Annotated in this window: 11 protein-coding genes; 4 read left to right on the forward strand and 7 right to left on the reverse strand. The window is 37.7% G+C overall.

All coding sequences use genetic code 11. The annotated features are described in order from the left end of the window. Nucleotides 1-114: 114 nt before the first annotated feature. The 4 genes from Cop2CBH44_RS07245 to Cop2CBH44_RS07260 all read right to left on the reverse strand — a co-directional run bounded on the left by Cop2CBH44_RS07245 (nucleotide 115) and on the right by Cop2CBH44_RS07260 (nucleotide 4,330). Nucleotides 115-957 carry a hypothetical protein gene (locus Cop2CBH44_RS07245; protein WP_004310791.1) on the reverse strand — a complete coding sequence of 281 codons (843 nt, stop codon included), beginning with the start codon at nucleotides 955-957 and terminating at the stop codon, nucleotides 115-117. Nucleotides 958-1,037: 80 nt separating this feature from the next. Then, complete coding sequence (locus Cop2CBH44_RS07250) at nucleotides 1,038-2,255, reverse strand: site-specific integrase (protein ID WP_004310792.1); 1,218 nt, start codon at nucleotides 2,253-2,255, stop codon at nucleotides 1,038-1,040. A gap of 344 nt (nucleotides 2,256-2,599) precedes the next feature. Beyond that, nucleotides 2,600-3,610: a GGGtGRT protein gene (locus Cop2CBH44_RS07255; RefSeq protein WP_021931214.1), complete on the reverse strand. Its 1,011-nt coding sequence runs from the start codon at nucleotides 3,608-3,610 to the stop codon at nucleotides 2,600-2,602. An 18-nt stretch (nucleotides 3,611-3,628) separates the two neighbouring features. Next, nucleotides 3,629-4,330: an iron-sulfur cluster assembly scaffold protein gene (locus tag Cop2CBH44_RS07260; RefSeq protein ID WP_021931215.1), complete on the reverse strand. Its 702-nt coding sequence runs from the start codon at nucleotides 4,328-4,330 to the stop codon at nucleotides 3,629-3,631. 369 nt (nucleotides 4,331-4,699) lie between these two features. On the opposite strand from Cop2CBH44_RS07260, the gene Cop2CBH44_RS07265 reads away from it, so the two are divergent. Next, nucleotides 4,700-6,349, forward strand: coding sequence for a diphosphate--fructose-6-phosphate 1-phosphotransferase (locus Cop2CBH44_RS07265; protein ID WP_021931216.1), 1,650 nt, complete (start codon nucleotides 4,700-4,702; stop codon nucleotides 6,347-6,349). 94 nt (nucleotides 6,350-6,443) lie between these two features. On the opposite strand, the gene Cop2CBH44_RS07270 is transcribed toward Cop2CBH44_RS07265, so the two are convergent. The 3 genes from Cop2CBH44_RS07270 to Cop2CBH44_RS07280 form a co-directional block, all read right to left on the reverse strand. Then, complete coding sequence (locus Cop2CBH44_RS07270) at nucleotides 6,444-7,232, reverse strand: CPBP family intramembrane glutamic endopeptidase (protein ID WP_200755809.1); 789 nt, start codon at nucleotides 7,230-7,232, stop codon at nucleotides 6,444-6,446. Nucleotides 7,233-7,353: 121 nt separating this feature from the next. After that, on the reverse strand, nucleotides 7,354-8,220 hold the full coding sequence (locus Cop2CBH44_RS07275) for a 1,4-dihydroxy-2-naphthoate polyprenyltransferase (RefSeq protein WP_200755810.1): 867 nt from the start codon (nucleotides 8,218-8,220) through the stop codon (nucleotides 7,354-7,356). Nucleotides 8,221-8,232: 12 nt separating this feature from the next. Next, the gene (locus Cop2CBH44_RS07280; protein ID WP_021931219.1) at nucleotides 8,233-9,795 is read right to left on the reverse strand and encodes a DUF4435 domain-containing protein; all 1,563 of its coding nucleotides are present in this window, start codon (nucleotides 9,793-9,795) and stop codon (nucleotides 8,233-8,235) included. Between the two features lie 128 nt (nucleotides 9,796-9,923). Here Cop2CBH44_RS07280 and Cop2CBH44_RS07285 point away from each other — a divergent pair, with 128 nt between their 5' ends. From Cop2CBH44_RS07285 to Cop2CBH44_RS07295, 3 genes are read left to right on the forward strand one after another with little or no spacing between them, the layout of a single operon-like run. Next, nucleotides 9,924-10,529 (forward strand): riboflavin synthase, encoded by a 606-nt coding sequence (locus Cop2CBH44_RS07285; protein ID WP_021931220.1) that lies wholly within the window; start codon nucleotides 9,924-9,926, stop codon nucleotides 10,527-10,529. A 60-nt stretch (nucleotides 10,530-10,589) separates the two neighbouring features. After that, nucleotides 10,590-11,195: a nitroreductase family protein gene (locus Cop2CBH44_RS07290; RefSeq protein WP_200755811.1), complete on the forward strand. Its 606-nt coding sequence runs from the start codon at nucleotides 10,590-10,592 to the stop codon at nucleotides 11,193-11,195. Between the two features lie 56 nt (nucleotides 11,196-11,251). Continuing rightward, nucleotides 11,252-12,418, forward strand: coding sequence for an AIR synthase-related protein (locus tag Cop2CBH44_RS07295; protein WP_021931222.1), 1,167 nt, complete (start codon nucleotides 11,252-11,254; stop codon nucleotides 12,416-12,418). The last annotated feature ends 118 nt before the right edge of the window (nucleotides 12,419-12,536 follow it).

Genomic DNA, 12,536 nt, shown 5'->3' on the forward strand with positions numbered 1-12,536 from the left:
TTGACGCTGCAAAGATGGGATATAATGGCAGGATTAAAAGAGAGAAAAAAAGTCCTGCTCTTATGTACCCTCTTAATGGTACGGAGCAGGACTGTATTAATTATCAGAAGTTTATTAGAAGTATATGCTGTTCGCAGTATCAATTCTCTTGTCTTTATATTGCTTGATGTAACCTTTTAGGACATCTTCATCATCTGAGAATTTACTATGTTTAGATAGCTTAGTGAAGTAGATAAGCCTTGATATGAGCAATGTCTTACTAAGTGATATGGTGCTTCCTTTCTTCTGTCTGACATTAAACAGCTTATTATATGGCTCTAAATTGAAGAAGTCATTGAACATCTTATAGAACAGCCATATCTGAACGGATTCCTTTTCTTCTGCATGGGTGCTTATGCTGACTTGTTGGTTCTGCATCCAAGGATGTTCCTCTATCTCTTTTAGGTTGTTGGCAATGATAGTAGCCAAGTAACCTATTGCATTGGCATTGTCAATTACTATCTGATGCTTGCCTTCAATCTTTACAGAGACGGTAATAGGCTTTTTAAAACTTACTCCAAATTGGTTAATCTCCTTATGGTTGTCAGCTATGGCTTTGGCGAATTTGATGAGTTGTTCTATTCCAATGCCTGTAGCTTTCATTCCGTCCAAGCACGTTCCACAAGTATAGTCAAAGATGAACAGAAGTAGAAACCAGAACTTATCTATATCAACTCCCAAACCTTTCAATGTATTCTGTATGTCCTCATTGGCTATATAATCTTCGTATGTGAAATTACCATATAGTTCATTCTGATTGTATCTTCTTATGAATAGGGGTAAGGCGGTAGTGCCGCAGACGTATCTTTCTCCTGTGGCTGGGTCTATATCTACGTCTGGAACATATTTAACGGCTATGGCTTCCATGTATTCCAAACGAGTATCAATGCTTATGTAATCTTCCTTTAGCTTCTCCATAATTATTAGTTTAAGGCAAAATTAAAAAATAATCCCCACCTGCATTGCTACAAGTGAGGAATTTGTGGATAGGATATGCTTTAGTAATCAGAAGCTCCTGTAAACGTATCCATGAGTTTATCCATCTGCTCACCTATGCACTTGTCTATCAGCTTTGCATAGTGGGCAGTCATTCGTGTATTGGTATGTCCTAACATCTTAGAAACAACTTCCAGCGATATGTTATTGGCTAAAGTAATTGTACTTGCAAAGGTGTGCCTACTTGTGTGGAAGCAAATTCGTTTATTAATTCCACAAAGTATAGCTATATCCTTTAGATATTTGTTGATGTCCGCAGGGTCTTGAATAGGGAGTAATTTCTCTCCACCTTTGTACTTATCCAATATCAGTTTGGCGATGGGGAGTAGGGGAATGCGTGATAGAACCCCTGTCTTAACCCTACGTTTCTTAATCCATATTCTGCCAGTGTTATCTTTCTCAAAGTGTTCTGGTGTCAAGGTCTTAATGTCAATGTAGCTAAGCCCTGTGAAGCACCCAAAGAGAAACATATCTTTAGCTCGTTCCAATCTTGGTAGGGGAGTATCAAAGTTGATAATCTTCCTCAATTCTTCTTCATCCAAGAAATCCACTTCTACGGGTTCGCGTTCTACTTTATAAGCATTTACAGGATTGTAGGATATATAAGAGTTGGCGACAGCTAAATTTAGCAACTTCTTTAAGAACTTTAAATGTTTGGTGCAGGAGTTTTGTCCCATCTTCTTCTCTCCTAAAAGGAAAGCATGGAATCCTTGAATGAAGCCCAAGTTTATCTCTCTTAAATATAAGTCCTTACGCTCATATTTCTTCTGAATAAACTCTTTGAATAATCTGCCTGTATATTCAAACACCCAATAAGTGGCAGGGGCAACAGTTTTACCTACCATTGCTTTGCGCTCTGTATTATGTTCGTTCAGAACATCCAATAAAGTCTTCTCGTTCAGAGCTTCCACCTTATCTGTGATAGCTTCTTTTAATAGTTCAGCAGTGATAAGATACCCCTTTTGGAGTAGCTCAATTTCTTTTTGATATATCTTATTCCGTAGTTGAATCAGATAACCGTTGATTAGCTGCGCTTCTTCACTCTTGCCTTTTACAGCTTGCTTCTCTTTGTTCCAGTCAGCAGCAGGTACGTGTTTACCTGTACTAAAGTAGATTCTCTTTCCGTTAGTGGTGATTGAAACCTCAATAGGTGATAGACCTTTTTTGTTTTGCTTACTTTCTCTTAATGAAAAGTAAACCATTGTACAATGTTTCTCCATTTTAAATTAAATGTTATATGGAGTGTATCGCATTGTATTATAGTTGATTATGCCAATTCTTGCAGCCGTTTTTTAAGAATGGCAAATTCGGCTGCAAATCGGCTGCAAAAGTAACCTGTTTATGGCTTGATTTGAGGGGTAATTGGCTACTCTTTACATGAGTTGTTTGGACTTAAATAAAGCAGGATTTATCTTGTTATCTCCTTACTGATTCACCATTCATTCACTCCAAATAATGAGTGATGCAAGGTGCTTCAATCTGTTATCTAAGTCAAGTCACCATAAACAATAAACTCCTGCAACCACAAGGATTACAGGAGTTTATCTGTATTAAGTAACTTAAATTACTTGCTCAAAGCAGTAGCCACGTCAACCGCACAAGCCACTGTACATCCTACCATCGGGTTGTTACCGATACCGAGGAATCCCATCATTTCCACGTGAGCAGGAACTGATGAAGAACCAGCGAACTGAGCGTCAGAGTGCATACGGCCCATAGTGTCGGTCATACCATAAGATGCAGGACCAGCAGCCATATTATCAGGATGCAAGGTACGTCCTGTACCACCTCCTGAAGCAACAGAAAAATAAGGCTTACCTGCTAACACACGCTCTTTCTTATATGTACCAGCAACTGGATGTTGAAAACGAGTCGGATTCGTAGAATTTCCTGTAATGGAAACATCTACACCCTCCTTCCACATAATAGCCACACCTTCACGCACATCATCTGCTCCATAACATTTTACCTTAGCACGAGGGCCATCGGAATATGCAATTTCCCTTACAACTTTCAGTTCCCCAGTATAATAATCAAATTGAGTCTGAACATAAGTAAATCCATTAATACGAGAGATAATTTGTGCAGCATCCTTACCCAGACCATTCAAAATACAACGTAAAGGCTCTTTACGTACCTTATCGGCTTTTGCTGCAATTTTAATAGCTCCTTCCGCTGCTGCAAATGATTCGTGACCAGCTAAAAATGCAAAACATTTGGTTTCTTCACGTAACAACATAGCAGCTAAATTACCATGTCCGATACCAACTTTACGATCATCAGCAACAGAACCAGGTATGCAAAACGCCTGTAACCCAATACCAATAGCTTCTGCTGCATCCGCTGCATTTTTACAACCTTTTTTCAATGCAATAGCAGCGCCCACTACATAAGCCCATTTAGCATTTTCAAAGCAGATAGGCTGGGTTTCTTCACACGTTTTATAAGGATCGAGACCATAAGATTCACAGATAGCATTTGCTTCTTCAATATCTTTAATTCCGTTTTGGTTCAACGCAGCAAGAATCTGCTTGATACGACGGTCCTGACTCTCAAATTTTACTTCTCTAATCATTATTTGTTCCTCCTTATATTATTCGTGACGTGGATCAATATATTTAACTGCACCCTGTTCTTCTGTGAAGCGTCCATAAGTACCTGTTACTTTCTTCAAAGCTTCATTAGCATCCGTACCTTTCTTAATCTCATCCATGAATTTTCCAAGGTGAACAAATTCATACCCACAAATTTCATCGTTTTTATCAAGAGCGATAGTCTTAATATACCCTTCCGCCATTTCCAAATATCGAGGGCCTTTTGCCAAAGTACCATATAAAGTCCCCACCTGACTCCGCAAACCTTTACCTAAGTCTTCCAATCCAGCACCGATCATCAAACCGCCCTCTGAAAAGGCTGATTGAGTACGTCCATACACAATCTGCAAGAAAAGTTCGCGCATAGCTGTATTAATAGCATCACATACAAGGTCTGTATTCAACGCTTCCAAAATGGTTTTTCCAGGAAGAATTTCAGACGCCATAGCAGCGGAGTGGGTCATACCCGAACAACCAATTGTTTCTACCAAAGCTTCTTGTATCACACCGTCCTTTACATTCAAAGTCAGTTTACAAGCACCTTGCTGTGGAGCACACCACCCCACACCGTGAGTCAAGCCTGAAATATCAATCACTTCTTTAGCTTTCACCCATCTACCTTCTTCAGGGATAGGAGCCGGACCATGGTTCGGCCCTTTTTTTACAACACACATGTGTTCTACTTCGTGTGAATAGATCATAATTCGCTCTTTTTATTTAATGAAAAATTTAAAGCCTTAATAAGCGATGCAAAGGTAAAATTTTTCTCGGTTTTAACAATACATTTTCATTACGAAAAGTTATTAAAACACCATTATTTTAAACAACTTACCAAATTGTCATCTCGACTTTACAATCAAAGCTTATATGTAAAAACATTTATCATATTTTTACATATAAGAAAGCAAAATCCGTATCTATTTAACAATACAATCGTTTGCATAAAAGCACTCTATAGTTTTTCAACTAACATGCTTTTGTAGTCTGAAAAAAAATAACGAATTTTGTACTGACTTTCAACAAACGAATACAGTAGTTTTATTATTAACACATAAAAACTTATTACAACAATGAAAAAAAGTGCTCTGCAAATTGCCCGCGCTTCTTATCAGCCAAAATTGCCGAAAGCATTAAAAGGACAAGTTTCTATTAAGGAAGGTACTCCTACAGAATCGGTCGCTGACCAAGCGGAAATTAAAAAATTATTTCCCAACACTTATGGAATGCCTGTTATTTCATTTGAACCCAGCAACGAAAGCAAAAACTATCCAGCTATAACAGCAGGTGTAATCCTTTCAGGTGGACAAGCTCCTGGAGGGCATAACGTTATTGCTGGTCTATTTGACGGTCTAAAAGCTATCAACAAAAATTCTAAACTATATGGTTTTCTTTTAGGCCCAGCAGGTCTTATTGAACACAATTACATTGAACTAACTTCTGATATTATAGACGAATACCGAAATACTGGAGGTTTCGATATTATTGGTTCTGGACGTACCAAACTTGAAACTGTCGAACAGTTTGACAAAGGTTTAGAAATCATTAAGCAATTAGGAATACAAGCTCTTGTTATTATTGGAGGAGACGACTCTAATACCAATGCTTGTGTTTTAGCCGAATATTATAAAAAAATCAATGCTGGAGTCCAAGTTATCGGATGTCCTAAAACTATTGACGGTGACTTGAAAAATGAAATGATTGAAACATCTTTTGGGTTCGATACAGCTTGCAAAGTCTATTCTGAAGTAATCGGTAATATACAACGTGATTGCAATTCTGCAAAAAAATACTGGCACTTCATCAAGTTGATGGGACGCTCTGCTTCTCATATTGCCCTCGAATGTGCTTTACAGACACAACCCAATATCTGTATTATTTCAGAAGAAGTCGAAGAAAAGAATATGTCACTCGACAATGTTGTAACTTACATTGCCGATATCGTTGCTGCTCGTGCTGCTGAGGGTAATAATTTCGGAACCGTACTTATTCCTGAAGGCCTTATCGAATTTATCCCGGCTATGAAAAAACTCATTGCAGAACTAAACGATTTCTTAGCTAAAAACGGAAATGAATTTGCTATGATAAAAAAATCAGAGCAACGTAACTATATCATCAACCACCTCTCTTCCGAAAATTCAGCTATTTATGCAAGTCTTCCTGAAGGGGTTGCCCGTCAATTATCACTCGATCGTGATCCTCATGGAAATGTTCAAGTATCTCTTATCGAAACCGAAAAATTATTATCAGAAATGGTCGGTAAAAAATTAGCTGAAATGAAAAGCGAAGGCAAATATACAGGCAAATTTGCTGCCCAACACCATTTCTTCGGCTACGAAGGCCGTTGTGCTGCTCCATCAAATTTTGATGCCGATTATTGTTACTCTCTTGGTTATACGGCATCAGCTCTTATTGCTGAAGGTAAGACCGGTTACATGTCATCGGTACGCAATACCACTAAACCAGCGGAAGAATGGATAGCCGGAGGAGTTCCTGTAACCATGATGATGAATATGGAACGTCGCCACGGAGAAATGAAACCTGTTATACAAAAAGCCTTGGTTAAACTTGATGACGCTCCATTTAAATATTTCGCATCCCAACGTGAAATATGGGCTAAAGATACATGCTATGTATATCCCGGCCCTATTCAATATTTCGGACCAACAGAAGTATGTGACCAACCAACTATTACTTTGGTTCTTGAAGCCCAAGGAAAATAATCTTACTTTTCCTACATATTAAAAAAGCATTTCAAAATTTTGAAATGCTTTTTTAATTATCATTTTCCCAAACAAATTATAATTTTGCAAACAATTAATATCTTAAAAACAAATACTTACGAAAACCCCAACAACAAAAAACAAACAATGCCAAACTTACCCATGCCATCCATACTGTAGACGAATCAGCTGTACCAATTGTCTCATAACTTGTCAAAAACAAATTATCTTTTGAAAAATAAGTATACAATGTTGTCATAGCATTATTCAAAAAATGAGCTATAATCGGTAGCCATAAATTTCCTGAGCCAATCAAAAGGTAACCAAAAAAGGCTCCCAATAATAACCGAGGAATAAAACCATAAAACTGAAAATGAATTGCACTGAAAATAAATGCAGCTGTCCATATAGCGATATGACGATTGCGGCATTTATCCAATATCAATCTTTGTAGTATCCCCCTGAACGTCAGTTCTTCTCCAACTCCAGCCAACACTCCTACTATAAGGAGCACAATCAGTAACTCTCCGACAGATTGCATATCTAGTATTTGGTCAGTCATTGCTTGAGCAGCCTTTTCGCTCTCACGCATCCAGGACTCAACCCCAGCCAATGCTTTGGGTAAGTGCATTGCTTCATTCCAATCTATGATGTAATTCATAAAAGGTATAGCTACTACCATACAAACAACAACCCCCAAAATACTCATAAATGATGGGGCACAACTAATTTGCAAATACTTAAATGGATGATTACTAAATAGTAAAGCTACAAAAAATGGAGGTATGACAAAAAGTCCTAATGACTGAACAGACAAATTCAAACGCAACAATTCTACATAACTCATATGGTTCTCACACAGAGCAGTAATTGCCACTATCATAATGGAAGAAATAATCAAAAAAATGAGAAATATAACCAAACTCATCAAAATTTTTACAGAAAAAGAAGATTGCGCATATTTGTTTATCCAGCTCATTGTCGTACAACAAATTAAAAAGAAATTATAATATTAAAAAAATAGAAAGGAATATCGTAAATATCAACAGATTACGGGCAGTCTTTCCTAATACTGGATTCAATGCGGTTCCTTTCAATATACACATTTGCCGCCACGTAATTATATGGACACAAAAAAACAGTATAGCTGCCCCTATACTCCAAAAATTATAAGAAAACCAGATATTAACAGTGCATAAAAGAGCGACAACACCATTGAAAAGATAAGCATATCGAGCAAACGTATGCCCAAATCGTACTACGACTGTTTTTTTTCCAGAAAGTCGATCTGCTTCAACATCCCTATAATTATTCACCATAAGTATATTGACCGACAATAGGCCTATAGCAACACTTCCCCAAAAAACTTCAATACAAAAATGGAGAGCCTGCACATAATAAGTCAAATTAACAGCTACCAACCCGAAAAAAATAAACACAGCAACGTCTCCTAATCCTTTATAGGATAATGGATACGGTCCTGCCGAATAGGCTATCGCAAAAACAACAATTATCATTCCGGCTAATATAAGCCACCAACCGCCCCATATCAATAAAGCAAGTCCCAATCCACAAGAGATTATCAAAGTAAGCAATGTCGCCATTAACATTGATTTAGGAGAAATATCCCCCGAAGCTACAGCTCGTCTTGGCCCTACTCGGTCAGCACGATCGCTACCTTTCTTATAATCATAATAATCATTGGCAAAATTAGATGCTATCTGTGCCAACAACGCAAACAACAAACAAATGACAGCAGCCACAACATTCATCACACCATAATGCCAAGCATAAGCCGTAGCCGCAATCACAGGACTCGCAGAAGCCGGTAAAGTACGCGGACGAGCCGCATCAACCCAATCTCTCAACATAATATTTAAAACTTAAACTATTCCAAAACAATGCTGGATAGCAGAGCGTATACAAGCTGCATCATTCTTACCCTCTTTCAAAATAGAAAGTACAAAACTAAGATATTTTTCTTTATTGGACAACCCGCATAATTGGGTAACCCGACTCTGTGGTAGCATGCCTTTTTGATTGTACACTTTCAATATAGAGGGATAATCTTCTCTCACCACGTAATTTCTAAACTCACCACATATATTTTCATACATTTCCTTGGTATCAATTCCTTCTGTCAATGTTTCAATATGTTGAGCCAACTCTTCGATCGTATCGAGTTTTCGGTCTATCATATATTCTATCTGACGACGTAACCGATGACGTGTATGTAATAATGCCTGAGTCTCAACATCTTTATCAAACAAAGATATCACATTATGTTTTACTTGGGAAAAAACCTCATCCTCATCTTGCAACATACGGCGAGCCACAGTTTTCACTACATCTTCGAGCATCAACAAATTTTCAACCTCAGCGACATCCGGCACATAAATATTTCTTTCGCGCAAATAATGAATTTCCCGAGATGTACGGCGATCTCGATCAACTATACCTTTTGACTCCAAATGATGAAAATTTTTCATTTCACCAAAAGCTTTAGTTGTTTCTATAACTTTAGAACATCCACCTAATGGCTTTACCAAATAATCGGGGAATATATACGGGTACAATTTATTATCTATGCTATTATTATCAGTTCCTTCAATAAACAGCACTGGTTTACGGCTCCCCAACAATTCTAGATAAATTTCTTCAGGAAAACTCTCTCGGTTTTCTATCAATTCATAGTCCCAAGCACGACGCACTGCATCATAACTCTTTACCCAAACTCTTACACCGGCAGGACGTCCCGCAGCAAATTCTATGTCATGAGTCATATAGATAAAAGTACAATCAGGACGAGATTGTTCTATCGAATCCCATAAAGAGCCTACAATCGAGCGATGCAAATGTAACTCCGGATCCTCTACAATAATCAAAGCTTTAGGCATAGCAAACAGAACCGAAGCTATCAAGTAAAAAACAGCTTTTTCTCCTTGACTCATTCGATAAGCCTTATATGATTTCTCATCATCCGATGAGAGCACCTCTAAATCCCCATTTTTACGTAATATACGACTATGAGGAAACAGCCGTTCCCAAACTTCTTGTGTCTGGTCAAGCCGAGTCCTGGGCAAATTACACGACTCTCCTCGAAATCGCTTCATCTTAAAATCAACCAAACTTTGAAACTCTTCCTGCTGCAAAAGATAAAGCAATCTATCAAATTCTGTCTGAGCTTTCACTTCAATTTTCCCATTTTTCGATAGCATTTGTTCATACATCCCAGAAACCGAAAGAGAAGTACTCTTCTTTTCTGGAACTAAACACAAAGCATTTCCCGCAGAAATACGGAAAACACAATCGGCATACCTGCGCTCAATCGCCCGTCCAAAGCGGCTCTTGCCAGCGCCATTAGCCCCTATAATAATGATATTATGCGGATCTTTCAAAATAACACTTTCTGCCGAGTTGCTTTTTTTAGGTAAAACTATTTCCATAAAGTAACCATTTATAGGATGTTTAAATAATAAGCATTTTTCAAATGTAGTCAATTATCATTTTAAGTATACATTCAAACTCACTTTTTTTTTTTACATTTGATGCACATAATCAAAACTCAAAACTTATGTTCTCAGGAATTGTAGAAGAAGCAGCAACTATCATTGCTCTCAAAAATGATCAGGGAAATTTACACCTGACACTCGAATGTTCTTTCACCAATGAGCTGAAAATAGACCAAAGCATAGCTCATAATGGCGTATGCCTCACAGTCGTCAATATCGAAGGTAACAGGTATACAGTTACTGCAATAAAAGAAACTCTTGATCGCAGTAATCTTGGACTTTTAAAAGTCGGAGACAAAGTAAACATCGAGCGTAGTATGCCAATGAATGGTCGCCTTGACGGACATATAGTACAAGGACACGTAGACCAAACTGCATCATGTAAACATGTAGATGAAGCTGACGGTAGTTGGTACTATACTTTTGAGTACCCATTTGACAAAGCTAAAGCTGCCGAAGGATACATGACTGTAGAAAAAGGCTCGGTTACCGTAAACGGGGTAAGTCTTACCGTATGCAATTCTAAAGATAATAGCTTTCAAGTCGCCATCATCCCGTACACTCATGAACATACCAATTTTCATCAAATTGTTCCCGGGAGTATTGTCAATTTAGAATTTGATATTATTGGGAAATACATCAGTCGAATCATGAAATATCAAGCATAGTACAATACATTCTATCATGTTTTCCGCCATTCCCTATCCATCACCTTTTAATTTACACCAGTGGACTTTCTTAAATTAGCAGAAAAAAGACAAAGTTGCCGGACATACGACCCTAAAAGAACTATAGAACCAGAAAAATTGCAACGCATATTAGAAGCTGGTCGCATAGCCCCTTCAGCATGTAATGCTCAACCCTGGCATTTCATCGTCGTAGATAACCCTGAACTAAAAAATAAAATTGCCGATGCTACATCAAACCGGATATTGGGAATGAATCATTTTACCAAACAAGCTCCAGTACATTTGATTATTGTAGAAGAAAGTGCTAATTTTACTTCCAGCATCGGCAGTCGAGTAAAAAATAAGCATTTCCCCTCCATTGATATCGGTATTGCCGCTGCACATATTACCTTGGCGGCTACAGCCGAGGGGTTAAGTACATGCATTATCGGTTGGTTCGACGAGAAAGCTATAAAAAAATTATTAGATATTCCCTCATCTAAACGAGTTATTCTTGACATCCTTATCGGATACTCAACCCAGGAACACTTATCTAAAAAGAGAAAACCAATAGATAGTATCGTAACTTACAATCAATACAAAAAAAATAAGTATAAACAGAAAAAGAAAAAATCTTACTTTCCTTTCCTGTTTTTTCATTATTGATTGCCTACTTTCTATTTTTACATTACTTTTGCAAGCAAAACAAGAATAAAATCATCATGAGCGATCAACGTTATAATCTGAGAGGAGTCTCTGCATCCAAAGAAGATGTACATAATGCTATTAAAAACATTGATAAAGGAATATTTCCCAGAGCATTTTGCAAAATTATTCCAGATATATTAGGTGGGGATCCAGCATATTGTAATATTATGCATGCCGACGGAGCCGGAACTAAATCGGCTTTAGCTTACATGTATTGGAAAGAAACCGGAGATTTATCTGTATGGAAAGGTATCGCCCAAGATGCTCTTATCATGAATATTGACGATTTGCTTTGTGTTGGTGCAACTGATAACATTCTTGTTTCCTCAACTATCGGCCGAAACAAACTGCTTATCCCTGGAGAAGTCATCTCGGCTATTATAAACGGAACAGATGAACTTCTCTCTGAGCTCCGAGAACTTGGTGTAAATGCTTATGCAACTGGAGGTGAAACTGCCGATGTCGGAGATTTGGTACGCACAATTATCGTTGATAGTACCGTTACATGCCGAATGAAGAGAACTGATGTTATTTCAAACCACAATATACAACCTGGAGACGTTATCGTAGGGATGTCCTCATATGGACAAGCTTCTTACGAAAAAGAATACAACGGAGGTATGGGTAGTAACGGACTTACATCGGCCCGCCATGACGTATTTTCTAAATACCTGGCAAAAAAATATCCTGAAAGTTACGATGCAGCTGTTCCTGAAGCCCTTGTCTATTCAGGAAATCTCAAGCTAACCGACCAAATTAAAGAGTTGGGTATAGATGCTGGAAAACTGGTATTATCCCCCACCCGCACCTACGCTCCTGTTATCAAAAAATTGCTTGACCAAATGCGTCCTCTTATACATGGTATGGTACACTGCTCAGGTGGAGCACAAACAAAAGTTATGCATTTTGTCGAGAATTTAAAAATTATTAAAAACAACTTATTCCCAGTACCTCCTTTATTTAAAATTATACAAGAACAATCAGGAACAGATTGGCAAGAGATGTATAAAGTCTTTAATATGGGACATCGTATGGAAATATATATTGCACCACAGCATGCCCAAAATGTAATAGACATAACCCGCTCATTTGGAATCGATGCGCAAGTTGTAGGTTATGTAGAAGCTTCAAATAAAAATGAACTTATCATAGAATCCGAATTCGGAGAATTCAAATATTAGTTCTAAAAAATTACGATAATCTGAACAAACAAAAATATTTATAATACTCGTCCTTATCTGCAAAAGGGCAAGTATTATAGATATTCTTTGTAAACCTTAACCTTACTCTTTATCAAAC

Origin of the sequence: Coprobacter secundus subsp. similis, from assembly GCF_015097275.1 — a bacterium.
In the GTDB taxonomy this organism is placed as follows: domain Bacteria; phylum Bacteroidota; class Bacteroidia; order Bacteroidales; family Coprobacteraceae; genus Coprobacter; species Coprobacter secundus.

Bases quoted from the DNA above. Each gene is read 5' to 3' on its own strand.
- Cop2CBH44_RS07245 (WP_004310791.1), bottom strand. From the start codon at position 957: ATGGAGAAGCTAAAGGAAGATTACATAAGCATTGATACTCGTTTGGAA.
- Cop2CBH44_RS07250 (WP_004310792.1), bottom strand. From the start codon at position 2,255: ATGGAGAAACATTGTACAATGGTTTACTTTTCATTAAGAGAAAGTAAG.
- Cop2CBH44_RS07255 (WP_021931214.1), bottom strand. From the start codon at position 3,610: ATGATTAGAGAAGTAAAATTTGAGAGTCAGGACCGTCGTATCAAGCAG.
- Cop2CBH44_RS07260 (WP_021931215.1), bottom strand. From the start codon at position 4,330: ATGATCTATTCACACGAAGTAGAACACATGTGTGTTGTAAAAAAAGGG.
- Cop2CBH44_RS07265 (WP_021931216.1), top strand. From the start codon at position 4,700: ATGAAAAAAAGTGCTCTGCAAATTGCCCGCGCTTCTTATCAGCCAAAA.
- Cop2CBH44_RS07270 (WP_200755809.1), bottom strand. From the start codon at position 7,232: ATGATAGTGGCAATTACTGCTCTGTGTGAGAACCATATGAGTTATGTA.
- Cop2CBH44_RS07275 (WP_200755810.1), bottom strand. From the start codon at position 8,220: ATGTTGAGAGATTGGGTTGATGCGGCTCGTCCGCGTACTTTACCGGCT.
- Cop2CBH44_RS07280 (WP_021931219.1), bottom strand. From the start codon at position 9,795: ATGGAAATAGTTTTACCTAAAAAAAGCAACTCGGCAGAAAGTGTTATT.
- Cop2CBH44_RS07285 (WP_021931220.1), top strand. From the start codon at position 9,924: ATGTTCTCAGGAATTGTAGAAGAAGCAGCAACTATCATTGCTCTCAAA.
- Cop2CBH44_RS07295 (WP_021931222.1), top strand. From the start codon at position 11,252: ATGAGCGATCAACGTTATAATCTGAGAGGAGTCTCTGCATCCAAAGAA.